This is a genomic window from Frondihabitans sp. PAMC 28766 (genome assembly GCF_001577365.1).
Lineage (GTDB): Bacteria > Actinomycetota > Actinomycetes > Actinomycetales > Microbacteriaceae > Frondihabitans.
The window spans coordinates 141,029-162,744 of the sequence record NZ_CP014513.1; the positions used below are offsets into that span (position 1 = coordinate 141,029).

Annotated in this window: 21 protein-coding genes and 1 pseudogene; 10 read left to right on the forward strand and 12 right to left on the reverse strand. The window is 69.7% G+C overall.

Annotation, left to right across the window (positions count from 1 at the left end; translation table 11 throughout):
- Nucleotides 1-39 precede the first annotated feature (39 nt).
- On the reverse strand, nt 40-1,497 hold the full coding sequence (locus AX769_RS00655; protein ID WP_157887366.1) for a cytochrome P450: 1,458 nt from the start codon (nt 1,495-1,497) through the stop codon (nt 40-42).
- Between the two features lie 176 nt (nt 1,498-1,673).
- Nucleotides 1,674-2,201: a LacI family DNA-binding transcriptional regulator gene (locus tag AX769_RS22745; RefSeq protein ID WP_239452069.1), complete on the reverse strand. Its 528-nt coding sequence runs from the start codon at nt 2,199-2,201 to the stop codon at nt 1,674-1,676.
- On the opposite strand from AX769_RS22745, the gene AX769_RS24925 reads away from it, so the two are divergent.
- A complete protein-coding gene (locus tag AX769_RS24925; protein ID WP_239452086.1) occupies nt 2,109-2,339 on the forward strand; it encodes a hypothetical protein in 231 nt (76 codons plus the stop codon). The genes AX769_RS22745 and AX769_RS24925 overlap by 93 nt on opposite strands.
- 302 nt (nt 2,340-2,641) lie before the next feature.
- Here AX769_RS24925 and AX769_RS00670 read toward each other — a convergent pair whose 3' ends face one another.
- The 3 genes from AX769_RS00670 to AX769_RS00675 are packed head-to-tail and all read right to left on the reverse strand — an operon-like array spanning nt 2,642 to nt 3,743.
- Nucleotides 2,642-3,097: a hypothetical protein gene (locus AX769_RS00670; RefSeq protein WP_066274795.1), complete on the reverse strand. Its 456-nt coding sequence runs from the start codon at nt 3,095-3,097 to the stop codon at nt 2,642-2,644.
- On the reverse strand, nt 3,094-3,321 hold the full coding sequence (locus AX769_RS25885; RefSeq protein WP_369824051.1) for a type II toxin-antitoxin system HicA family toxin: 228 nt from the start codon (nt 3,319-3,321) through the stop codon (nt 3,094-3,096). Before AX769_RS25885 ends, AX769_RS00670 begins: the two co-directional genes overlap by 4 nt.
- 59 nt (nt 3,322-3,380) lie before the next feature.
- Nucleotides 3,381-3,743 carry a cupin domain-containing protein gene (locus AX769_RS00675; protein WP_082763383.1) on the reverse strand — a complete coding sequence of 121 codons (363 nt, stop codon included), beginning with the start codon at nt 3,741-3,743 and terminating at the stop codon, nt 3,381-3,383.
- A gap of 265 nt (nt 3,744-4,008) precedes the next feature.
- Here AX769_RS00675 and AX769_RS00680 point away from each other — a divergent pair, with 265 nt between their 5' ends.
- The 8 genes from AX769_RS00680 to AX769_RS00715 all read left to right on the forward strand — a co-directional run bounded on the left by AX769_RS00680 (nt 4,009) and on the right by AX769_RS00715 (nt 12,291).
- The gene (locus AX769_RS00680; RefSeq protein WP_066274798.1) at nt 4,009-4,731 is read left to right on the forward strand and encodes a 3-oxoacid CoA-transferase subunit A; all 723 of its coding nucleotides are present in this window, start codon (nt 4,009-4,011) and stop codon (nt 4,729-4,731) included.
- Nucleotides 4,728-5,402, forward strand: coding sequence for a 3-oxoacid CoA-transferase subunit B (locus AX769_RS00685; RefSeq protein ID WP_066274800.1), 675 nt, complete (start codon nt 4,728-4,730; stop codon nt 5,400-5,402). The genes AX769_RS00680 and AX769_RS00685 overlap by 4 nt, the downstream gene beginning before the upstream one ends.
- A complete protein-coding gene (locus tag AX769_RS00690; RefSeq protein WP_066274803.1) occupies nt 5,399-6,568 on the forward strand; it encodes a thiolase family protein in 1,170 nt (389 codons plus the stop codon). Before AX769_RS00685 ends, AX769_RS00690 begins: the two co-directional genes overlap by 4 nt.
- Before the next feature lie 10 nt (nt 6,569-6,578).
- A complete protein-coding gene (locus AX769_RS00695) occupies nt 6,579-7,346 on the forward strand; it encodes an IclR family transcriptional regulator C-terminal domain-containing protein (protein ID WP_066274806.1) in 768 nt (255 codons plus the stop codon).
- Between the two features lie 69 nt (nt 7,347-7,415).
- Complete coding sequence (locus tag AX769_RS00700; protein ID WP_066274809.1) at nt 7,416-8,381, forward strand: helix-turn-helix domain-containing protein; 966 nt, start codon at nt 7,416-7,418, stop codon at nt 8,379-8,381.
- Nucleotides 8,382-8,495: 114 nt separating this feature from the next.
- A complete protein-coding gene (locus AX769_RS00705) occupies nt 8,496-10,292 on the forward strand; it encodes an FAD-dependent monooxygenase (protein ID WP_066274812.1) in 1,797 nt (598 codons plus the stop codon).
- A gap of 5 nt (nt 10,293-10,297) precedes the next feature.
- On the forward strand, nt 10,298-11,368 hold the full coding sequence (locus AX769_RS00710) for a maleylacetate reductase (RefSeq protein WP_066274815.1): 1,071 nt from the start codon (nt 10,298-10,300) through the stop codon (nt 11,366-11,368).
- A 32-nt stretch (nt 11,369-11,400) separates the two neighbouring features.
- Nucleotides 11,401-12,291 carry an intradiol ring-cleavage dioxygenase gene (locus AX769_RS00715; RefSeq protein WP_066274818.1) on the forward strand — a complete coding sequence of 297 codons (891 nt, stop codon included), beginning with the start codon at nt 11,401-11,403 and terminating at the stop codon, nt 12,289-12,291.
- A gap of 36 nt (nt 12,292-12,327) precedes the next feature.
- Here the strand turns inward: AX769_RS00715 and AX769_RS00720 are convergent, their stop codons facing one another.
- The 3 genes from AX769_RS00720 to AX769_RS00730 all read right to left on the reverse strand — a co-directional run bounded on the left by AX769_RS00720 (nt 12,328) and on the right by AX769_RS00730 (nt 16,734).
- Nucleotides 12,328-12,960, reverse strand: coding sequence for a TetR/AcrR family transcriptional regulator (locus AX769_RS00720; protein WP_066274819.1), 633 nt, complete (start codon nt 12,958-12,960; stop codon nt 12,328-12,330).
- The gene (locus AX769_RS00725) at nt 12,960-14,510 is read right to left on the reverse strand and encodes an MFS transporter (RefSeq protein ID WP_239451890.1); all 1,551 of its coding nucleotides are present in this window, start codon (nt 14,508-14,510) and stop codon (nt 12,960-12,962) included. Before AX769_RS00725 ends, AX769_RS00720 begins: the two co-directional genes overlap by 1 nt.
- Nucleotides 14,511-14,649: 139 nt before the next feature.
- Entirely contained in the window at nt 14,650-16,734 is a 2,085-nt protein-coding gene (locus tag AX769_RS00730; RefSeq protein WP_239451891.1) for an MMPL family transporter, read from the reverse strand.
- Nucleotides 16,735-16,861: 127 nt separating this feature from the next.
- Here AX769_RS00730 and AX769_RS00735 point away from each other — a divergent pair, with 127 nt between their 5' ends.
- Complete coding sequence (locus tag AX769_RS00735) at nt 16,862-17,353, forward strand: MarR family winged helix-turn-helix transcriptional regulator (protein ID WP_066274823.1); 492 nt, start codon at nt 16,862-16,864, stop codon at nt 17,351-17,353.
- Nucleotides 17,354-17,369: 16 nt separating this feature from the next.
- On the opposite strand, the gene AX769_RS00740 is transcribed toward AX769_RS00735, so the two are convergent.
- From AX769_RS00740 to AX769_RS00755, 4 genes and pseudogenes are all read right to left on the reverse strand, one after another.
- The gene (locus AX769_RS00740) at nt 17,370-18,515 is read right to left on the reverse strand and encodes a bifunctional 2-methylcitrate synthase/citrate synthase (RefSeq protein ID WP_066274825.1); all 1,146 of its coding nucleotides are present in this window, start codon (nt 18,513-18,515) and stop codon (nt 17,370-17,372) included.
- Between the two features lie 30 nt (nt 18,516-18,545).
- The gene (gene prpB, locus AX769_RS00745; protein ID WP_066274831.1) at nt 18,546-19,439 is read right to left on the reverse strand and encodes a methylisocitrate lyase; all 894 of its coding nucleotides are present in this window, start codon (nt 19,437-19,439) and stop codon (nt 18,546-18,548) included.
- A pseudogene (locus AX769_RS00750) lies at nt 19,439-20,960 on the reverse strand (MmgE/PrpD family protein). The gene prpB and the pseudogene AX769_RS00750 overlap by 1 nt, the downstream one beginning before the upstream one ends.
- Nucleotides 20,957-21,652, reverse strand: coding sequence for a GntR family transcriptional regulator (locus tag AX769_RS00755; protein ID WP_066274833.1), 696 nt, complete (start codon nt 21,650-21,652; stop codon nt 20,957-20,959). Before AX769_RS00755 ends, AX769_RS00750 begins: the two are co-directional and overlap by 4 nt.
- Nucleotides 21,653-21,716 lie beyond the last annotated feature (64 nt).

Sequence of the window (21,716 nt, forward strand, 5' to 3'; positions counted from 1 at the left end):
GTCGTGGCGGTACGGGTCGCGGCGGCGGCGGCGCCCGCGTCAGGCGCTGTGCGGGTTGTGCATCTTGGCCAGCGTGAAGTGCTGGTGCACCACACCGCGGCCGGGCTCGGCGAACTCGACGGGCAGCTTCGAGAAGCCGCGAACCATCTGCTTGACCCAGCGCTCGGGCTGCCCGACGATGCGGATGTCGGGGCCCTTCAGCAGCTCCTCGACTGTGACCTTGGCCGCCAGGCGGGCGAATGGCGCGCCCATGCAGGCGTGGATGCCCTCGCCGAACGACATGATGCGGTTCTTCGGCGTGAACTCGCGACCGATGTCGAACACGTCGGGGTTCGGGTATACGCGTTCGTCGCGGTTCGCCGAGCCCTGTAAGAACACCACGCGGGAATCGGCGGGGATCGTGACACCGCCGATGACGATCTCGGCGTTGGTCTGTCGCGAGAGGTTCTGCCCGGGCGTCTCGTAGCGCAGCGTCTCTTCGATGAACGCGGGGATCTTGTCGGGGTGCTCGCGCAGGTAGCCCTGCAGCTTCGGGAACTTGTCGAGCACGTAGACGATGTTCGACAGCAGCGCCGCGGGGGCGTCGCTCGCCGCCGACAGCACCAGGTGCGCGAGGCCGTCCTGCTCGGAGTCGTAGACCTTGCCCTTCTGGGATGCCAGCAGGATCTGCGTGTACGCATCCGAGCTGGACGAGTCGGCGCCGCTCTCGATCTCGGCCCGCCGCGCGGCGAACCGTTCGGCGATCAGCTCTTCGGTCTCGCCGTTGGCAGCCTCTGAATCGGCCGGAACCCCGTATTTGCCGACCGTGCGCTCCATTGCGCGCCACATGTGCTCGACCAGCGCGGCGTTGTCCTCGCGAGGCGAGCCGATGAGCGAGATGCCCATGCCGAGCGACATCGGCAGGGCGAAGCCGCTCGTGAAGTCGCCCGAGCCGGCCTCGTGCAGATCCGCGAGCAGGGTTCGGGCGAACTCGCGCACGCCGTCCTCCTTGGCCAGGATCTCGCGGAGCGAGAAGGTGCGGCGCACGGCTGCGCGAAGGGCCGTGTGGCGCGGCGGGTCCTGCGCGACCAGCAGACCCTCGCCGTAGGAGTTGTGGCTGCCGTCGATGTCATTGCCGAGTCCGTTGAGCAGCTGCTCGTCGTTCGCCAGCCCCGCGCGGACGTCGTCGTAGCGCGAGACGACGTAGATCTCGCGGTCGCGGTTGTAGTAGACCGGCGCCGCATCGCGGAGTCGCTTGTAGGTGTCGTACGGGTGGTCATAGACGGCGTACGAGAGCGGGTCGTAGTAGATCGTGAGGTCGGCCGGGGGCGCTTCGTCGGGGTCGACGGTGTCGTCGTCGGTGGTGTCGTCAGCGGCGGGGCCTGTTCCGGTCTCGTCGATCGTCAAGGTGTCCGGCGCCACCGCCGAAGCTGGTGCCGCGCCGCCCACCGCATTCACCACCGCGTGATAGGGGCACGCCGTGCCCACACGGTTGTCGTCGTCAGCAGTGAGTGTCATGGCCGTCGCCTTCCCCATCGAAAGAGCAGTCGCGTTCGAGATCGGCGACCGTCAGGCTATTCCATCGTGATGCGAAACCTTACGTCAAGCCACGCGCGATATTCAGTGAAAACGGCAAGTTATATGTATCGAATTGGAGACTAACGACGCGCGATTTGTATTGACGGTGATACTGCTCACGGCGCAGCCGACTGGAATCGGCACGAGTCGCGCTCGATCAGGCGCACCGGCAGCCGCGTGGTCTCCGGGGGTCGTCTGCCGTTCTGGCCGCGGGCGAGGCGCGACAGGATCTCGGCGACTGCGAGCGAACCCATCCGAGTCGGATCCTGGTCGATGACGGTGAACGAGGGCTGAAGGAGGTTCGCCAGGGGGAAGTCGCCGAAACCCACGACTGGCAGAGGCTCGGATTGAATCGCGGGGATGCCGGCGATGGAGGTGCGCGGATCAGCGAAGAAGACGGAGTCGACGCCGCGTGACCGGAGGAGGTCGAGGCCCGCCACGACGTCGTCGGGCGCGTCGATGTCGGCGACGACCAGCGCCGGATCGGGCTCGATGCCGGCCTCGACGAGGGCGCGACGATAGCCCGCGAGACGGGCGATCATGCTGGCGAGGTGCGGCGCCCGCCCGATGAACCCGACCCGGCGATGACCGTGGCCGATGAGGTGACTCGTCGCGAGGGCGGCACCGCGGTCGTCGTCGTGCAGGAATGCCGCGACCTCCGCGCCGACCGCCGGCTGATCGACGCTGACGATGGGCAGAGCACCCAGGGGCCCCCGGAGGTACGACTGATCGGCCGAGCCCGGCGCGAGCGGAACACCTGCGCGAGCTCGTTCGGAACGTAGTCGGCGGCCGCCAGGGCCGCCTGCCCGCGCTTCCTGACCTCGGGCTGACGTGGGCGTCGCCTCTAAAGACGCGCGAGACGGTCTTGAGGCTCCTGCGGTCGTGAACTCGGCCTTCAACATCGGCATCTCGCTCGGAGCCCTCGGTGGCGGCATCGCAGTGGCGCACATCGTGCCGGTCGACCTCGCCCTGGTCAGCCTCGCGCCCGTCGCGGCGGGGCTGCTGCTCGTCTTCCGGCGCGGCTGGCTGCCGTCCGACGAGCCGGCGCCGGGCCGAGCCCTGCGGCCACCGTGCTCCGCTGAGCTCAGGCGGCACCATCGTGAGCCGGCGCGAACTCCTCGACGATTTTCGCGGTCGGCACCGCTGGCGGAGACGAGTTCGCCGTGAGGATCTGAGAGATGCGCCCTGGGGTGAGACCGACTGCCTTTGCGAGATCGCGCACTGAATAACGATCCCTGAGGAATACGACGGCCTGAATGGTTTCGAGCACCAGCTCGCGGTTGGCCTCTTCGAGAGCGGCTCGCCGTTCGCCGATTTCTGCCAAGCGAGCGAACTGCGGATCGAAATCGCCGAACCGGTAAGTCACGCCGAAGACCTGCTCGTCATCGAGATTCGCGACGAGGCGGATGACTTCGTCGACATTCCGGTGGAGCGCCGAATAGCTGCGGGCGTACGTGTGGGCCCCTGGAAGGTTCGTCACATCCGCCAGCCATGCGTCGCCCTCTCGGGTCACCTCGACCGAGAACTGCTTGGTGCTCATCGGAGCCACCCCTTCCCGAGAACCACTTCGAGATCTCGTTCTATCGATCGGAGCGTCCCGATCGGGAGGCCTCCGCTGTGTTGAGGCAGGGTTGTCCGCGCCGCAACGGCTTGCGTGCCGCTCTCATCGACGACCTCGTAGAAGCGATGAGACCCACGTTGGCGAAGCACGCGACCACCGCCGCGTTCGATTCTGCTGTTGACCTCTCGAGCCTTCACCAGCATAAGTTTAGGAGCTATACACTTCAAGTGTCTAGTGGCTGAACACTCGCGACGATGAGGGGTCAGGCCGCGAACCACACCTTGCGCAGGGGCTCGTCGATGGTCCAGGTGGTGTGGGCGCCGGCCGCGAGACGGGCCACGGTGCCGGGCTTCAGCTCGAGGGTGACGGGTGCGGACCCCTCGGATCCTGCGATCTCGACGCGGCCGCGACCGGAGACGACGACGAACACCTCGTCGGATTCGACGTCGGTCGACACCCCGGCGGAGTGCTCCCACAGGCCGAACTCGACGCCGCTGGCACTCCCGAGCTCGATCAGCCCGGTGTGGACGTCGCCCGCGATGACCTGGTCGGCCGGCAGGGCTTCGAGAGGAATGTCGACAGAGTCGGAGTCGATCGCGGCGGAGGGTGGTAAGAGGTCGGTCATGCCCCGAAGCCTAAGGTGCGGGTCAGCGGACGAGACGCACTGCCTGGATCACGGCCGGGCCGATCGGGTGCGGCTTCGTCGTGCCGTCGCGCGCGAAGCCGTTGCGCCGGTAGAACGCCTCGGCGAGCATCGCCCGCCACCGCTCCGCGCGGCCCGGCGGCTCGGCCCCTTGCGCAGCCAGGCACGCGCGCGTATCGTTCGCTGTGCGAACGGTAGTTCGTCAGACGAACGCCCACACTCATCGAACGCAGTCAACGGAGACGCAGTGATATCGAAGATCTCGCCCAGCACGGCCGAGGCAGTCGCGGACGTGCACGATGGCGCCACCGTCATGCTCAGTGGTTTCGGCCTCGCCGGGCACCCGGTCGCCCTCATCGAAGCGCTGCTCGAACAGGGCGCGACCGACCTCACGATCGTCAGCAACAACGCCGGCAACGGGGACACCGGCCTGGCTGCCCTCCTTGCCGCGAGGCGGGTGCGCAAGGTGGTCTGCTCCTTCCCCCGGCAGGTCGACTCGTGGGTCTTCGACGGCCTCTACCGCTCGGGCGACATCGAGCTCGAGCTGGTGCCGCAAGGCAACCTCGCCGAGCGGATCCGTGCGGCGGGCGCCGGCATCCCCGCCTTCTTCACGCCCACCGGCTTCGGCACAGCACTCGCCGAGGGCAAGGAGACCCGCACCATCGACGGCCGCGACGTCGTGCTCGAGCACGCCCTCCACGCCGACTTCGCCTTCGTCGGCGCCCGGTTCGCCGACCGCTGGGGCAACCTCGTCTACCGCAAGACGGCCCGCAACTTCGGGCCGATGATGGCCTCGGCGGCCGACGTCACGATAGCCCAGGTCGACACGGTCGTGCCGATCGGCGGTCTCGACCCCGAGCAGGTGATCACCCCGGGCATCTTCGTGCAGCGCGTGGTCGAGATCGGCGAGCGGCCGTGGCTCCACGACGGCGTGCTCGTCGAGGGCGCCGGGCAGGAGGCGCTCGCGTGACCGGCACCATCTCGCGGCAGGATCTCGCCGCCGTCATCGCCCGGGACATCCCGGAGGGCGCCGTGGTCAACCTCGGAATCGGTGCGCCGACGCTCGTCGCGAACTTCCTCGACCCCGACCTCGAGGTGATCCTGCACACCGAGAACGGCCTGCTCGGCATGGGCCCCGAGCCCGACGCCGACCACATCGACCCCGACCTCATCAACGCGGGCAAGATCCCCGTCACCGAGGTGCCCGGGGCCGCCTACTTCCATCAGGCCGACTCGTTCGGAATGATGCGCGGCGGCCACCTCGACATCTGCGTGCTCGGTGCCTTCCAGGTCTCGGCCACCGGTGACCTGGCCAACTGGAGCACCGGCTCGCCGGGCGCGATCCCCGCGGTCGGCGGGGCCATGGACCTGGCGATCGGCGCCAAGCAGGTCTTCGTCATGACCGACCTGCTCGCGCGTGACGGCTCGCCCAAGGTCGTCGCCTCCTGCACCTTCCCGCTGACCGGCGTGGCGTGCGTCGACCGCGTCTACACCGACCACGCCGTGTTCGACGTGACGCCCGACGGCCTCGCCGTTCGGCAGACCTTCGGCGGCTCCACGGTCGACGAGCTGCGCGCCCTCACCGGCCTGCCGCTTTTCGATCATTCAAGCGAATCACCTCAGAAAGGCGACCTCCGATGACCGCCAGCTTCGTCTACGACGCCGTCCGCACCCCGTTCGGTCGCTTCGGCAAGGGTCTCGCAGGGGTCCGCCCCGACGACCTCGCGGCATCGACCCTCAGCGCCCTGCTCGCCCGTCACAGCGACCTCGACCCGGCCCGGATCGACGACGTGATCGTCGGCGACGCCAACCAGGCGGGCGAAGACAACCGCAACGTCGCGCGCATGGCCGTGCTGCTCGCCGGGCTGCCGACGAGCGTGCCCGGCTCGACGGTCAACCGCCTGTGCGGGTCGAGCGTCGAGAGCGTCATCCAGGCCAGCCGCGCGATCGAGACGGGCGACGCGTCGATCGTCGTCGCCGGAGGCGTCGAGTCGATGAGCCGCGCGCCCTGGGTCACGCTCAAGCCCGACAAGCCGTACTCCGCCGCGCCGGCGACGATGCACTCGACGACGCTCGGGTGGCGGATGGTCAACCCGGCCATGCCGACGCAGTGGACCGTCGCCCTGGGCGAGACGGCCGAGATCCTGGCGGATCGCTACGGCATCTCGCGCGACGCCCAAGACGAGTTCGCGCTGCGCAGCCACCGGCAGGCGTCCGAGGCGTGGGAGGCCGGCCGCTACGACGCCGAGATCGTGACGGTGCCCGGTACGACGCCGACCCGTGACGAGGGCATCCGCGCCGACACCTCGCTCGAGGCCCTGGGCGCTCTGAAGCCGGCGTTCCGCCCGGCGGGCAGCGTCACGGCCGGCAACTCCTCGCCCCTCAACGACGGCGCGTCGATGCTCTTGATCGGCGGCGAGGGCGCCCTGCCGGGCGAACCGCTGGCCAGGATCACGGGACGAGGCGCGTCGGGCATCGACCCCGACGTCTTCGGCATCGCCCCCGTCGAGGCCGCCAACCGCGCTCTGGCCCGGGCGGGCAGAACGTGGGCCGACGTCGACATCGTCGAGCTCAACGAGGCCTTCGCGTCGCAGAGCCTCGCCTGCCTCGGCCTCTGGCCCGACCTCGATCCCGACAAGGTCAACGTCGACGGCGGCGCCATCGCCCTCGGCCACCCGCTGGGAGCCTCCGGCGGCCGGATCATCGGACACCTCGCCCACGCCCTCGAAGCACGCGGTGGCGGCATCGGAGTGGCTGCCATCTGCATCGGCGTGGGGCAGGGCCTGGCGGTCGTGCTCGAACGATAGCCTCGTCGACGTGTCGCCCGAGTCGAACGTCTCCCCCGTCCAGTCGTTCGCGCGCGGCCTCTCGGTGATCACCGCGTTCGACGGCGAGCACCCTGAGATGACCCTGAGCGAGATCGCCGCGCGCACCGGGCTCGCCCGAGCGACGGCGCGGCGCTTCCTGCACACCTTGATCGAGGTCGGCTACGTGACGACCGACGGTCGAGGCTTCCGGCTGACGGCGCGCGTGCTCGAGCTGGGCTTCAGCTATCTGTCGGGCCTCAGCCTGCCCGAGATCGCCCAGCCGCTGCTCGAGACGCTTTCGCACGAGGTCGGCGAATCGAGCTCCGCGTCGGTGCTCGACGGCGACGACATCGTCTACGTGGTGCGGGTGCCGACCCGCAGGATCATGTCGGTCGGCATCAGCATCGGCACCCGCTTCCCCGCCCACGCGACGTCGATGGGCCGTGTCCTGCTCGCCGGGCTGAGCGACGCCGCTCTCGACGAGCATCTCGAGCGACTGCCGACGACGGCGTACACGTCGAAGACCTTGACGTCGGCCGCTCTAATCCGTGAGGCGGTCATGATCGCGCGCGACCAGGGCTGGGCGCTCGTCGACGGCGAGCTCGAGTCGGGGCTGCGATCGATCGCCGTGCCGCTGCGGGGTCGCGACGGGCGAGTGAGCGCCGCCGTGAACGTGTCGTGCGGGGTCGGGACGCCTGTCGAGAGCATGACCCGTGACATCCTGCCTCGCCTGCTGGACACGGCCATGGCGATCGGGTCGGCCGGCTGGCTGGGATGACACCCCGCAGGCCTGACGGAGCCGTAAAATGGCTCACGGCCGACGCGACGACGCGAGAGAGGTTCGACGATGCATCTCGAGAGCTTCTCGACGAGTTCCGTGCGCGAATCCACGCGAGTGGCCCTCTGGGAGGACTACAACGCCCGAGCCCTGGTCGGCCTCGAATGCCACCTTCTGACCGGCGGCGCTCTCGACGCCACCGAGACGAATCTCGACGCCGGTGCGCTGCAGTTCGCTCATGTGACGGCGAGCCCGCACATCGTCGAGCGCTCCCGGCAGCGGATCAGCCGAAGCCCCGCTGACGGCGTCGCGCTCTACTTCACCCAGCGCGGCGAGTCGTTCTTCTACTCGGCGGACGGGGTGCTGGTGCAGCACCCCGGCAGCGTGCTCATCTGCGATGTGAGCGAGCCGTTCGTGCGGGGCTTCGCCCAGGGGCTGGAGGAGTTCGCGGTCAGGATTCCGCGCGCGGTCTTCGACGACCTCGCTGGCGGCATGCCCCTGAAGAAGCCCGTCGCCTCGCGGTTCTCCGTCGGTGGGCAGGCGCCGGCGGCGCAGCTCGATCGGCTTCTCCGCACGACCCTGCTGTCTCGCGGGCCGGGTGACCGCCCCTGCGCCGCACTCGGCGCCGAGGAGGCGGAGCGGCGCGCACTCGACCTTCTCCGGCAGATCCTGCGGCCCGACCGCGTCGACCGTCTCGCGGAGATCCGGCGCACGGCCTCCCGGTTCATCGACCTGAATCTGCGAGACCCCCAGCTCTCGGTGGCGACGACGGCAGGAGCCTGCGGCGTCAGCGACCGCCAGCTCACTCGCGCGTTCGCCGTCGTGGCGACGAGCCCGGCGCGAGCGATCCTGCTGCGGCGTCTCGGGCTGGCGCACAGCATCCTCGCCGGCGAGCGGCCCGGCCCCCGAGCGATCGGCGACGTCGCCAGGTGGTGCGGGTTCGCCTCGCACGCCCACTTCTCGCGGGTCTTCCGCGACCACTTCGACCGGACCCCGGAGTCCGTCCGCGACGAGGCCACGACGCGCCCCGTGTGACGATCTCCGCCGCGGGCCTTGCCCGTCTCGGACGAGGCCACCCGATCACCGGGGCCTGTGCTCATACTGGGGTCGGGTCACACCGCGGTGGCCTCTGCGACGAAGGGCCCCTCGATGGCGAGCTTCCACGACGGCATAGCCGACACCTCCCTGCCCGACACGGTGTCCGGTGACGTCGAGACCGACGTCGTCATCGTCGGCTCGGGCCCCGCCGGGGCCTCGGCCGCACTCGCACTCGCGACTCTCGGCATCCCCGCGGTCATGATCACCAAGTACCGCTGGACGGCGAACACGCCTCGCGCGCACATCACGAACCAGCGGTCGATGGAGTTCTTCCGCGACATGGGCATCGAAGAGCAGGTCAAGCAGGACTCGACGCCCCACGAGATGATCGGCGACACGGTCTTCTGCACCTCCATCGCCGGCGAAGAGCTCGGGCGCATCCTCACCTGGGGCACGAGCCCCGCCCGGCACGCCGACTACGTCGCTGCCTCGCCCACGCTCAACTGCGACGTGCCGCAGAACTACCTCGAGCCGATCCTGGTTCGCAACGCGACAGCCCGCGGCACGCACACGCGCTTCTCGAGCGAGTACCTCTCGCACGAGCAGGACGCCGACGGCGTCACCGTGCAGGTGCTCGACCGGGTCACCGGCCGCCCCTACGAGATCCGGGCGAAGTACCTGATCGCCGCCGACGGGGCGCGCTCGAAGGTCGCCGCCGACATCGACCTTCCGATGGAGGGCCGCATGGACATCGCAGGATCGATGAACATCACCTTCACCGCCGACATCGAAGAGCTCGTCGGGCACCGCCCGAGCGTCCTCTACTGGGTCGTCCAGCCGGGTTCGAACGTCGGTGGCATCGGCGCCGGGCTCGTGCGGATGGTGCGGCCGTGGAAGGAGTGGCTCATCGTCTGGGGCTATGACATCGACGGCCCCGAGCCGGTGGTCGACGAGGCCGCGGCGACGCAGATCGTGCAGAACGTGCTCGGCCTGCCCGACCTCGACGTCACCATCACGGGCACGTCGATCTGGGGTAACAACGAGATGTACGCGACGCGCCTGCACGAGGGTCGTGTCTTCGCCGCAGGAGACGCCATCCACCGCCACCCGCCGTCGAACGGCCTCGGCTCGAACACGTCGGTGCAGGATGCCTACAACCTCTCCTGGAAGCTCGCGGCCGTCCTCCGCGGCCAGGCCGGCCCCGCACTGCTCGAGACCTACACGGCCGAGCGCGCCCCCGTCGCGAAGCAGATCGTGCTGCGCGCCAACAGGTCGGGTCGCGAGTTCGGCGAGCTCTTCACCGCGCTCGGCATCACCGACGCGAAGACCGAGCAGGACATGCTCGAGCAGATCGAGGAGCGGAAGGCGAACACCCCGCGCGGGCTCGCGAAGCGCAAGGCCATCAGCGCCGCCATGGACCTCAAGAACTACGAGTTCAACGCGCACGGCGTCGAGATGGGCCAGTTCTACACGTCGACCGCCGTCGTGTCGGACGGGTCGACGAAACCGCCGCCCACCCGTGACCCCGAGCTCTACTACGAGCCCTCGACGGTGCCCGGGTCGCCCCTTCCGCACGCCTGGGTCGGCGACACGACGCACAAGCTCTCGACGCTCGACCTCGCCCCGAGCGCGCGGTTCACGCTGTTCACGGGCATCACCGGCCAGGCCTGGGCCGACGCGGCAGCCGGCGTCGCATCGCGCCTCGGCGTCGATCTCGGGGCCGTCGTGATCGGCCCCGGGCGGCAGTTCACCGACCTCTACTTCGACTGGGAGAAACTGCGCGGAGTCGACGAAGACGGCGTGCTGCTCGTCCGCCCCGACAAGATCGTCGCCTGGCGCTCGAAATCGGCCGTCGACGACCCGGCGGCCGCTCTGACCGGCGCCCTGACCTCGATCCTGAGCCGGTGAGGCCCATGACCGACTCGCTCGTCTTCACTCACACGACGCTCGCCGCGCGCGTGCACTTCGGCTCGGGGCTCGCCGCCCGACACGTGGCGGCAGAGGTCGAGGGCCTCGGCGCCCGGCGCGTGATGCTGATCACCACGAAGTCCCGAGCAGCACCAGCCGGGATCGCGCGCGACCTGCCGGTCGCCCTGTCATGGACGGACGTCGTCCAGCACGTCCCCGTCGCGAAGGCGGAGGAGGCCCGACGAGCGGCTGCCGAAGCCGACATCGACCTGATCGTGGCCGTGGGCGGCGGCTCGACCACCGGCCTCGCCAAGGCGGTCGCTCTGACCAGCGGAATCCCGATCGTCGCCGTGCCCACCACGTATGCGGGCTCGGAGGCGACCGACGTCTGGGGGCTCACCGACGAAGCGGGCAAAACCACCGGGTCCGACCCTCGCGTCCTGCCGGTCGCCATCGTCTACGACGCGGCCCTCACCGTGAGTCTGCCCGTGCCGCTGTCGGTCGCCTCAGGCCTCAACGCGATCGCCCACTGCGTCGACTCGCTCTGGGCGCCTCGCGCCGACCCGATCAACGCCGGCCTCGCGACCGAGGGCATCCGGGCGCTGGCCTCCGGGCTCCGCTCGATCCACGCCGACCCGCTGTCGACCGAGGGGCGGCAGAATGCCCTCCTCGGCACCTACCTGGCGGCCGTCGCGTTCGCCTCGGCGGGCTCCGGCCTGCACCACAAGGTCTGCCATGTGCTGGGCGGGGCCTTCGGGCTTCCGCACGCCGAGACCCACGCCACCGTCCTCCCCTACGTCACCGCGTTCAACACCCCCTCGGCGCCCGACGCCGAGAGGCGCCTGGCCGACGCCTTCGGGGCCGACACCGGGCTCGACGGGCTCGGCGCCCTGCGCCTCGACATCGACGCCCCGGTCGCGCTGCGCGACTACGGCCTTGCCGAAGCCGACGTCCCGCGCGCGGCCGAGCTGATCCTGCCTGCGGTGCCGCCCTCAAACCCCCGCCCGGTCACGCGCGGCGACCTCGAGCGCCTGCTCGAAGCCGCCTGGGCCGGCACACCGCCCGAGACCCTCTGACCCGCCCCGTCCGTCTCCGAAAGGACACCGCCATGACCACGACCCCCGTTTCCGACCGGCAGACCCAGCGCGAGGAGGCGCTGATCGAGACCGTCGTCGCCTCGTTCGACAACACACCCGATGCTCGGCTCAAGGAGGTCATGCAGTCGCTGACACGGCACCTGCACGCGTTTGTCCGTGAGGTGCGCCTCACCGAGGCCGAGTGGAACACGGCGATCGCCTTCCTCACCGACGCCGGCCACATCACCGACGACCGCCGGCAGGAGTTCATCCTGCTCTCGGACGTCCTCGGCATCTCGATGCAGACCGTCGCCGTCAACAACGAGGCGCACGGCGACGCCACCGAGGCCACCGTCTTCGGGCCGTTCTTCGTCGACGACGCCCCGCTCATCGCCAACGGCGGCGACATCGCCGGCTCGGCGCCGGGCCAGCCGTGCTGGGTCGAGGGCAGCGTGCGCGACACCGAGGGCAACCCCCTTCCGGGCGCCCGGATCGAGGTCTGGGAGGCCGACGAGGACGGCTTCTACGACGTGCAGTACAGCGACGACCGGGTCGCGGGCCGAGCCCACCTCGTCGCCGACGACGAGGGCGAGTACTGCTTCTGGGGGCTCACCCCGACGCCCTACCCCATCCCGAACGACGGGCCGGTGGGCAAGCTGCTCGACGCCGTGCACCGCTCGCCGATGCGCGCGTCGCACCTCCACTTCATGGTCTCGTCGCCCGCCAAGCGCACCCTCGTGACGCACATCTTCGTCGCGGGCGATCCGCTGCTCACCAGCGACTCGGTGTTCGGGGTGAAGGAGTCACTCGTCCTCGACTTCGCCGAGCAGGCCGCAGGATCGCCGACCCCCGACGGTCGCGATCTCGGCTCGCGCACCTGGTCGCGCACGACGTTCGACATCGTGCTCGCCCCCGAGGCCTGACGATCCCGGGGCAACGATTCTGCAGGGCGTGCAGCGTCAGTGCTTGGCCGCCGCCATGCCCGTCTCGACCTCGTCGAAGGTCATGGCTCGAGTGGGCAGAGCGCCTCGATCGGTGGCCCGCAAGCCGTCGAGCATGATCGTCAGGTAGCGCCGCCAGAGGTCGGGATGCGCGGGCGAGCACATCTCGAACGCCATCCCCAGCATGGAGAAGACGGCGGCGGAGTCGGTCGGCTCGACGTCGGGGCGCAGGATGCCGGCGGCGCGCGCCCGGTCGAAGAGGGCCGTCACCGTCGGTGCGAGCCGGTCGAGGATGTTCTGCTTGTCGGGCGTGATCTCGTAGCCCATCAGCACCTCGTGGAGGCCCCGGTCACGGGCCTGCCGCTCGGCCGAGGTCTCGAAGAAGAAGACGAGCGCCTCCCACGGGTCGTCGATGGCCAACGCCGCCTCGGCCTCGGCGATGACCCCGTCGATGCTGTCGGCGAAGAGGGCGGCGGCGAGATCCTGCTTGTTGGCGAAGTGCCGGTAGGCGGTGCCGACACCGACACCGGCTCGACGAGCGACGTCGTCGAGGCTGGCCTCGAGCCCGCGCTCGGCGAACACCGCCCGAGCCGCGTCCAGAAGGAGGGCGCGGTTGCGGGCGGCGTCTTTGCGAAGCGGTGTGGATCTCATCAGTGCATTATCGCTGGCGCGCCCTCGGGGTCGACGTCGGACAGGCCCTTCGGGATTCCGCGCGGCAGCACGATGGCCGAGGCGACGGCGCCGAGCAGGAAGATGCCCGTCGCCCACGAGAACGCGACCGAGTAGCTGTGCACGGCGGCGAGCGCCTGGTTCTGGGGGGTCAGAGCCTTGCCGACGAGGAAGGCCGTCGCGGCGCTCGAGGCGAACGTGTTGAGCAGCGCCGTGCCGATCGAGCCGCCGACCTGCTGCACGGTGTTCACCGTCGCCGACGCCACACCGGCGTCGTCGGCGCGGATGCCGAGGGTCGAGATGTTCTGTGCCGACGAGAAGATGAGGCCGAGACCGACGCCCATCACCAGGAGGCCGGGCAGGACGTTGGCGACGTAGGTGCTGTTCACCCCGACGTTCGTGAAGAGGAACATCGCGACGGCGCCGAGCAGGGCCCCGAGCGGGATGATGATCTTCGGGCTGACCCGGCGCGTGAGCTGAGGGCCGGCGACTGCCGCCGCAGCGACGAGAGCGGCGGTCAGTGGCAGGAACGCAAGCCCCGTCTTGAGCGGCGTGTAGTGCAGGTTCTGCTGCAAGAAGTAGGTCATGAACAGGAACACGGCGAACATCGCAGCGCCCGAGATGAGCATGGCGACGAACCCGCCGCCGCGCACGCGGTCGAGGACGATCCGCAGCGGCAGAAGGGGGTGCTTCGAGCGCACCTGGATGACCACGAAAGCGACGAGCAGGACGCCGGCGGCGATCAGGTAGCCGATGGTCGTGGCCGAGCCCCAGCCGTCGGTGTTGGCGTTCGACAGGCCGTACACCAGCGCGAAGAGACCCGCGGTGACGGTGATCGTGCCCGGGATGTCGATGCGGGGGCGGTGCTCTGAGCGGTTCGGGGCCAGCAGGATGATGGCGCCGATCAGAGCGGGGACCACCGTGAGGATATTGACGTACATCGTCCAGCGCCACGAGAAGTACTCGGTGAGGACGCCGCCGAGCAGGAGACCGACGGCCGAGCCGCCACCGGCGATCGCGCCGAAGATGCCGAAGGCGCGGGCGCGCTCGTTGCCATTGCTGAACGTGGTGGTGAGGAGGGCCAGGAGAGCCGGTGCGAGCATGGCTGCAAAGCCGCCCTGGACGGCGCGGGCGGCGACCAGCATGCCGAAGCTGGTGGCGGCGCCGCCGACGGCCGACGCCGCCGCGAAGCCCGCGAGCCCGATGATGAGCATGGTCTTGCGGCCGACGAGGTCGGCGAGGCGGCCGCCCAGCAGCAGGAGGCTGCCGAACGACAGCGAGTAGGCCGTGATGATCCACTGCCGGTTGTCGTCGGTGAAGTGGAGGGCGGCCTGAGCCGACGGCAGCGCGATGTTGACCACGGTCGAGTCGAGCACGATGGTCAGCTGGGCGAGGGCCAGTACGGCGAGGACGACCCAGCGCAGGCGGTGCTGGCGAGCCTCGGCCGGCCCCAGGTGGGACATGTCGGGCGTGATGGGTGAGGTCGGCGGCAGAACGCCCGCCGGCTGTGGATCGACTTGGTTCGTGGTCATGCGTGTGCCCCTTGACGTCGTGGCCGGCGTGTGTCGCCGGGATGTAACGGAGGTCGAACCTCCGTTTCAATGAACGCTAGAGCATGCGGGGCCGCCGAGCCTCGACGTCTGCTGTGAATACGGAGGTTTAACCTCCGCTTCACCTTCCGTGCTGGACTCGTCCGTCGACACGGTGCGGGCGCGACGGCCACCAGAACGCATCACCGGTGAGGAAGACCAGTGCCGGCACCAGCACCGTCCGCACCACCAGGGTGTCGAGCAGCACACCGATGCACACGATGATGCCCACCTGCGTCAGGGCGACGACGGGCAGAACTCCGAGCACGGCGAACACCGACGCGAGCAGGATCCCGGCACTCGTGATCACGGCGCCGGTCGAGGCGAGCGCTCGCACCATCCCTTCGCGGGTGCCGTGTGCCCTGCTCTCTTCGCGGGCACGCGTCGTCAAGAAGATGTTGTAGTCGACGCCGAGGGCGACCAGGAACAGGAACGCGTAGAGAGTCACGCTCGAGTCGAGCGCGGGAAACCCGAGCAGGTGGGTGAACGCAAAGGTCGAGACGCCGAGGCTCGCGAAGAACGTGGCGAGCACGCTGGCGATGAGCAGGATCGGCGCCACCAGCGACCGCAGCAGCAGCGCGAGCACCGCGAAGACGATGGCGAGGATGATCGGGATCACCAGGTCTTGATCGTGCTGCGAAGCGTTCTGCGTGTCGAGCGCTGTCGCGTCGGTTCCGCCGACGAGCGACTTCGACAGGGTGCCACCGGCGCTCGCGTACGCCTGGCGGAGGCGGTCGATGCTGGCGAACGCCGCATCGCTCTGCGGCTCGGCCCGGAGCGAGACCGCGATGTCGGTGAGACCGTCGTGCGTCTCACCCGCCGACGCCGAAGCGACTCCGGAGGTCGACTTCGCCAGACTCGTCGCCTGCGCCGCCACAGAAGTCGGTGCCAGCACGGTGGTCTGGCTCGTCAGCCCCGCCGAGAACGACCGGTCGATGACCTTCTGGGCGCTGACGCTCGCCGGGGTTCCGAGAAGCTGAGCCGTCTGCGACAGCCCGACCGAGTATCCCGACAGCCCGAGGCTCAGGATCGCCAACCCCACGACGGCAGCGACCGACACGATCACCGGGCGCTGGGCCACACGACGGGCCAACCGGGCCCAGAAGCCGCGCGCTTCCGCCTCGGTCAGGCTGTCGGATCCTGCGCCCGCGTCGCCTGCGGATGCAGCGGCTTCGGACGTGTGCGACGCGGCGGGGCGGGGCACGAACGGCCAGAACAGGCCGCGACCGCACACCGCGAGGGCGGCAGGGAGCGCGATGAGGGCGAACAGGATGGCGATGACCACGCCGACCGCGCAGGCGAACCCGAGGGCGCGGTTGTTCGACAGCGTTGCGAGCAGCAGGGTGATGAGGCTGAGCGCGACAGTGCCGCCGCTGGCCGCGATCGCCGGCCCCGCGCTCGTGAACGCGGTGCGCATGGCTGTGAACCGGTCGTCGTTGCGCGTGAGCTCTTCGCGGTAGCGGGCGACGAGGAGGAGGGCGTAGTTCGTGCCGGCGCCGAAGACGAGCACCGACAGGATCCCCGAGATCGACGCGTCGATGTTCAGCCCGACGGGCACGGCGAGTGCCTGCACGACCTTGCTCGCCAGCCCGTCGGCCGCACCGACCACGGCGAGCGGCACGATCCAGAGCACAGGGCTGCGATACGTGATGATCAAGAGAGCCGCGACGACGATGACCGTCACGAGCAGCAGCCGGAAGTCCGCGCCGGCGAACGAGTTCGCGATGTCGTCCTGGAACCCGACCGGCCCGGTCAGCTGGGCCGTGAGCCCTGTGGGGAGATCGGCTGAGGCGGTGGTGCGCAGGGTCGTGGCCGCTTTCGACACATCGGCCGAGACCGACGCACTCGACAGCGGCACGGCCAGGATCGCGGCGGTGCCGTCGGTGCTGAACTCTGGCCGGACCGCCTGCGGCGCCGTCGACTTCGCAGCCAGAGCGGTCGCGCGGGCGGCGATCGCCGTGCGATCGGCCGACGTCAGCTCTTTGTCGCCGCGATCGAAGACGACGATTCCGACCGTGGTGTCGGCCGATGGGAACTTCGCCACGAGGGCCGCCACCTCGGCCGACTCGGCGGTGGAGGGAAGCCCCGATTGCGGATACGACGAGCTCTTGCCGGACGGAAGCAACGCGAACAGCAGCGCGACGGCCAGCACGGTGAGGCCGAGCACGAGCCAGGACGTGCGGCGAGAACGGAAGGCAGCCGACAGGGTGCGAATGGTTATTCCTTAGTGAACTGATGTCTTAGTTACTAAGAGTTCTACCCGACTCGGGTAGATTCTGCAACGAGGAGAAGTCATGACCGTCGCCCCCGAAGGAGAACGGCGCCAGCTGCGCGCCGACATCGTCACGCACCTCCAGGTGCTCACGACCGAGTCGCGGCACGTGGCTCAGGCCTTCTCACAAGAGCAGGGCCTCGCCCACTCCGACCTCGACGCCCTCCTGTTCGTCATGCACCAACAGGCCGCCGGCACGCCGACCACCCCGGGTGGCGTCGCCGACGCCCTGGGTCTCACGTCGGGCGCCGCGACGGGAGTGATCGACCGGCTCACCCGCGCGGGCCACGTCGAGCGACGTCGCGACGAGCTCGACCGCAGAATCATCCGCGTGCACTACAGCGCGCACGCGCAGGAGACCGCGCGCGGCTTCTTCGCCCCGCTCGGTCGCCTGACCGACCGTGTCATGGCGGGCTACACCGAGGCCGAACTCACGATGGTCACGCGCTTCCTCGCCGAGATGGGCTCGGCGATGGCCGAGCAGGCCCGGACGGCCGGGCACGCGTCGACCTGAGGCGCCGCGGGCGAGATCAGCGCCCGCTTTCGACCACCACGTGCCGCTCGTCGACCCCGTTGTATTCGCTGAGGGGGCGGATCAGCGAGTTCGACGCCAGCTGCTCGACGATGTGCGCCGTCCACCCCGTGATCCGGCTCGCCACGAACAGCGGCGTGAACATCTCGGTGTCGAAGCCGATCAGCCGGTAGGCAGGGCCCGACGGGTAGTCGAGGTTGGGCTTGATCGGCTTGCGGGCCTGCATGGCCGCGTCGAGCGCGTCGTAGAGGGCGAGGAGATCCTGCGCCTGGAACTCGTCGACGAGGGTGTCGAGAGCGGCCTTCATCGTGGGCACGCGGGAGTCGCCGTTCTTGTAGACGCGGTGACCGAAGCCCATGATCTTGCGCTTCTCGGAGAGAGCCTGCTCGAGCCACGCGTCGGCCTTGTCGGCCGAGCCGATCTCGTCGAAGATGTGCATGACGGCCTCGTTGGCGCCGCCGTGCAGCGGGCCCTTGAGGGCGCCGACGCCGGCGACGACGGCCGAATAGAGGTCGCTGAGGGTCGACGTCACGACGCGGGCCGTGAACGTCGACGCGTTGAACGAGTGCTCGGCGTACAGGATCATCGACACGTCGAACGCCTTCACGACCACATCCGACGGCACCTCGCCGAAGGTCATGTTCAAGAAGTTGGCCGAGTAACCGAGGTCGTCGCGCGGCTCGACGAGCTCTTGGCCGCGGCGGCGACGCTGGTCGTAGGCGACGATCGCGGGTGTCGCGGCCAGCAGGTGGATCGCTTTGGCGTGGTTCGACTCGGGCGACGCGTCGGCAGCGGTCGGGTCGCCCGCGCCGATGATGCTGATCGCGGTGCGCAGCACGTCCATCGGGTGCGCGGTGAGCGGCAGGTCGTCGATGGCGCGCTTCACGTTCGCATCGAGGGCACGCTGCGAGCGCTCCTGCTTCTCGAAGGCCGACAGAGCGGCCGCATCGGGCAGGTCGCCGTTCCAGAGGAGGTACGCGACCTCCTCGAACGAGCAGTTGGCCGCGAGCTCCTGCACGGGGTAGCCCCGGTAGAGCAGCGAGTTCGTCTCGGGGTTGACCTTCGAGACGGCGGTGTAGTCGACGACGACGCCGGCGAGGCCCTTGTGGATCGGATTTTCAGAAGAGGCAGTGGTGTCAGGCATGGTGGCACTCCTTCGTGCGGTGGAACGGGGTCAGAGGGTGAAGTTGAACAGCGAGGTGTCGAAGGTGTTGTACGCCTCGTAGTCGAGAAGCTCGTACAGGCGGGCCCGGGTCTGCATGCCTGCGACCTCCGACTTCAGCGAGCCTTCGGCCGTCAGCGTCTCGAGGCCGCGCTCGGCGGCGCCCATCGCGATGCGCAGCAGGCTCACCGGGTAGATGACGAGGTTGATGCCGACGTCGCGGAGCTGCGTCACCGTGAAGAGCTCGCTCTTGCCGAACTCGGTCATGTTCGCCAGCACCGGCACGTCGACGGCGGCCCGGATCGCGGCGAACTCGTCGAGCGTCGCCATCGCCTCGGGGAAGACGGCGTCGGCGCCCGCGTCGACAAGCTGCTTCGCTCGGTCGATCGCGGCCTGCAGCCCGTCGATGGCGCGGATGTCGGTGCGCGCCATGATGAGCAGATTCGGGTCGCGCCTCGCATCGGCGGCTGCCCGGATGCGCTTGAGGGCGGTGTCGGTGTCGACGACGGCCTTGCCGTCGAGGTGACCGCACCGCTTGGGGTTGACCTGGTCTTCGATGTGGAGGCCCGCGACGCCGGCGTCTTCGAGGGTCTGCACCGTGCGGGCCACGTTCATGGGCTCGCCGAAGCCGGTGTCGGCGTCGACCAGCGACGGGAGATCCGTCATGCGCGAGATCTGCTGCGCCCGGCCGGCCACCTCGGTGAGCGTGGTCAGCCCGATGTCGGGCAGCCCCAGGTCGGCGGCGATGACCGCGCCCGAGATGTAGACGCCGTCGAAGCCCTTGTCTTGGATGAGCGCAGCCGACAGCGGGTTGAAGGCGCCGGGCAGCTGCAGCAGTCGGCCGGAGGCGAGAGCGCTCCGGAATCCTGCGCGCTTGTCGGCGGGTGAGACGGTCGAGTACAGCATCAGAAGAGCCCTTCGGGTGAGACGGGCAGCGACCCGGTCGGCGCCGTGATGGTCAGGCCGCCGAGCTCGTCGGCGCGCAGGTCGGGCAGGCGCTGCGCGAGCGCCAAGAACCGCTCGATCTCGGCCTCGTCGAGCACCGGGGCGGCCAGGGCGCGGAACTTGGCCGTGTACTGCTCGCGGGCGAACGGTCGGGCACCCAGCGGGTGGGCGTCGGCGACCGCGATCTCGTCGACGAGATGCGTGCCGTCGGCCAGCTCGAACTCGACCCGGCCCCCGAACGCCTTCTCGGCAGGATCGAGGGAGTGGTACCGGCGCGTCCACTCGGGGTCTTCGATCGTCGTGGTCTTCTGCCACAGCGCGACCGTGTCGGGCCGGCCCGCGCGCTCGGGGCTGTACGAGGCGACGTGATCCCACGCGCCGTCCTGCAGCGCCACGGTGAAGATGTAGGGGATCGAGTGGTCGAGCGTCTCGCGGCTGGCGGTCGGATCGTACTTCTGCGGGTCGTTCGCCCCGGAGCCGATCACGACGTGGGTGTGATGCGAGGTGTGGATGACGACACTCGTCACGTTCGCGGGGTCTCGGAGCTCAGGATGCGACGCCCCGAGACGGCGGGCCAGGTCGATCCACGCCTGGGCCTGGTATTCGGCCGAGTGCTCCTTCGTGTAGCTGTCGAGAATGGCCCGCTTCGCTTCGCCCTCCTCCGGCAGCGGCACCTCGTAGCCGGCTTCGGGGCCGTCCAGCAGCCACGCGATGACGCCGTCCTCGCCCTCGTAGATCGGCGTCGGGCTGGTCTGCCCCGCATCGCCCGGTCGATCGCCTCGATGGCGACCTTGCCGGCGAGGGCCGGCGCGTAGGCCTTCCAGCTCGAGATCTCGCCCTTCCGCGACTGCCGCGTGGCAGTGGTGGTGTGGAGGGCCTGGCCGATCGCCTGGAAGATCGTCGGCGTCGACAGCCCGAGGAGAGCGCCGATGCCGGCGGCCGCGCTCGGCCCGAGGTGCGCGACGTGGTCGATCTTGTGCTCGTGCAAGCTGATCGCCTTCGCGAGGTCGATCTGGATCTCGTAGCCGGTCGCGATGCCGCGGACGAGTGCGTCCCCCGTGCTGCCGACGTGCTGTGCGACGGCGAGGATCGGCGGGATGTTGTCGCCGGGGTGCGAGTACTCGGCGGCGAGGAACGTGTCGTGGAAGTCGAGCTCTCGCACGGCGACCCCGTTGGCCCAGGCGGCCCACTCGGGGCGTACCGCCCCTCGATGCCGACGACGGTCGAGCCGTTGCGGGACGAGCCCACCCGGCGTTGGAACCCGTGATCCTGCGCCTGCCCCCTCGCGGCGGTGGCGGTGTCTCGCGTCAGGGACGCAGCGGCCACGGCGGCGTTGTCGATGATGCGGTTGACGACCATCTCGGTGACCTCGGGGGCGACCTCGACCGGGTCGGCTGCCACCTCGGCGATCCTCCAGGCGAGCTGCTCTTGCCGCGGCAGGTTGTCGTCGGAGGGATGGACGTGGACTTCGTGGAGCTTCATTGCACACCGTTCGTCGTAGATGGGAGGCCGGCCGCCGATGCGACCCGGCCGTGGCCGTCGCGGAGAGACTGCTGGATCCAGCGGAGGCTCCGGTTGAGGTGGACGCTCGTGGCGTCGGCCGCGAGCTGGGCGTCGCCGTCGATGATCGCGTCGACGATGAGCAGGTGCTCGTGAGCGGCGTCGAAGAGGCGCTGCGGGTCGTCGTGCGACAGGCGACGGATGCGGGCCGCGTGCGTGCGGGCGCCCTCGAGCGCCGTGACGAGGTAGGCGTTGTGCACCGACGCGTCGATGGCCCTGTCGAAGCGGGCGACCGTCGCGTAGTACTCGGGCGTCGCCTCGCCGCCGAGAGCCAGGAGAGCGGGCGCCTCGCGAAGCTCGTCGCCCAGGGCGACGAAGACGTCGAGATCGCGGCGCCGGGCGGCGAGCTGAGCCGCCTGACGCTCGAGCGCGTGGCGCAACTCGAAGATGTCGACGACGTCGGAGGCCGAGACCGGGCTGACGACGAGGCCGCGGCCGCCGACGGGCTGCACCAGGCCGTCGGTCGTGAGCCGCGCGAGAGCCTCGCGGACCGGCGTGCGCGAGATGCCGAGGCGAAGCGAGAGATCGACTTCGGCGAGGGGAGCCCCGGGTTCGAGAGCCCAGTCGAGGATCTCGCCGCGCAGCACGTCGTAGGCCCGCTCGCTGGCTCGCACTGCTGCACCTCCGCCGTTGGATGTATACACAAACCCGGCAGATGCGGCTATTGCACGCTATCCG

Excerpts from the sequence above, each read along its gene's own strand:
- AX769_RS00705 (WP_066274812.1), top strand. The coding sequence starts at position 8,496 with ATGGCGAGCTTCCACGACGGCATAGCCGACACCTCCCTGCCCGACACG.
- AX769_RS00655 (WP_157887366.1), bottom strand. The coding sequence starts at position 1,497 with ATGACACTCACTGCTGACGACGACAACCGTGTGGGCACGGCGTGCCCC.
- AX769_RS00720 (WP_066274819.1), bottom strand. The coding sequence starts at position 12,960 with ATGAGATCCACACCGCTTCGCAAAGACGCCGCCCGCAACCGCGCCCTC.
- AX769_RS00710 (WP_066274815.1), top strand. The coding sequence starts at position 10,298 with ATGACCGACTCGCTCGTCTTCACTCACACGACGCTCGCCGCGCGCGTG.
- prpB (WP_066274831.1), bottom strand. The coding sequence starts at position 19,439 with ATGCTGTACTCGACCGTCTCACCCGCCGACAAGCGCGCAGGATTCCGG.
- AX769_RS00715 (WP_066274818.1), top strand. The coding sequence starts at position 11,401 with ATGACCACGACCCCCGTTTCCGACCGGCAGACCCAGCGCGAGGAGGCG.
- AX769_RS00675 (WP_082763383.1), bottom strand. The coding sequence starts at position 3,743 with ATGACCGACCTCTTACCACCCTCCGCCGCGATCGACTCCGACTCTGTC.
- AX769_RS00735 (WP_066274823.1), top strand. The coding sequence starts at position 16,862 with ATGACCGTCGCCCCCGAAGGAGAACGGCGCCAGCTGCGCGCCGACATC.
- AX769_RS00690 (WP_066274803.1), top strand. The coding sequence starts at position 5,399 with ATGACCGCCAGCTTCGTCTACGACGCCGTCCGCACCCCGTTCGGTCGC.
- AX769_RS00700 (WP_066274809.1), top strand. The coding sequence starts at position 7,416 with ATGCATCTCGAGAGCTTCTCGACGAGTTCCGTGCGCGAATCCACGCGA.
- AX769_RS00725 (WP_239451890.1), bottom strand. The coding sequence starts at position 14,510 with ATGACCACGAACCAAGTCGATCCACAGCCGGCGGGCGTTCTGCCGCCG.
- AX769_RS00670 (WP_066274795.1), bottom strand. The coding sequence starts at position 3,097 with ATGAGCACCAAGCAGTTCTCGGTCGAGGTGACCCGAGAGGGCGACGCA.
- AX769_RS25885 (WP_369824051.1), bottom strand. The coding sequence starts at position 3,321 with ATGCTGGTGAAGGCTCGAGAGGTCAACAGCAGAATCGAACGCGGCGGT.
- AX769_RS00740 (WP_066274825.1), bottom strand. The coding sequence starts at position 18,515 with ATGCCTGACACCACTGCCTCTTCTGAAAATCCGATCCACAAGGGCCTC.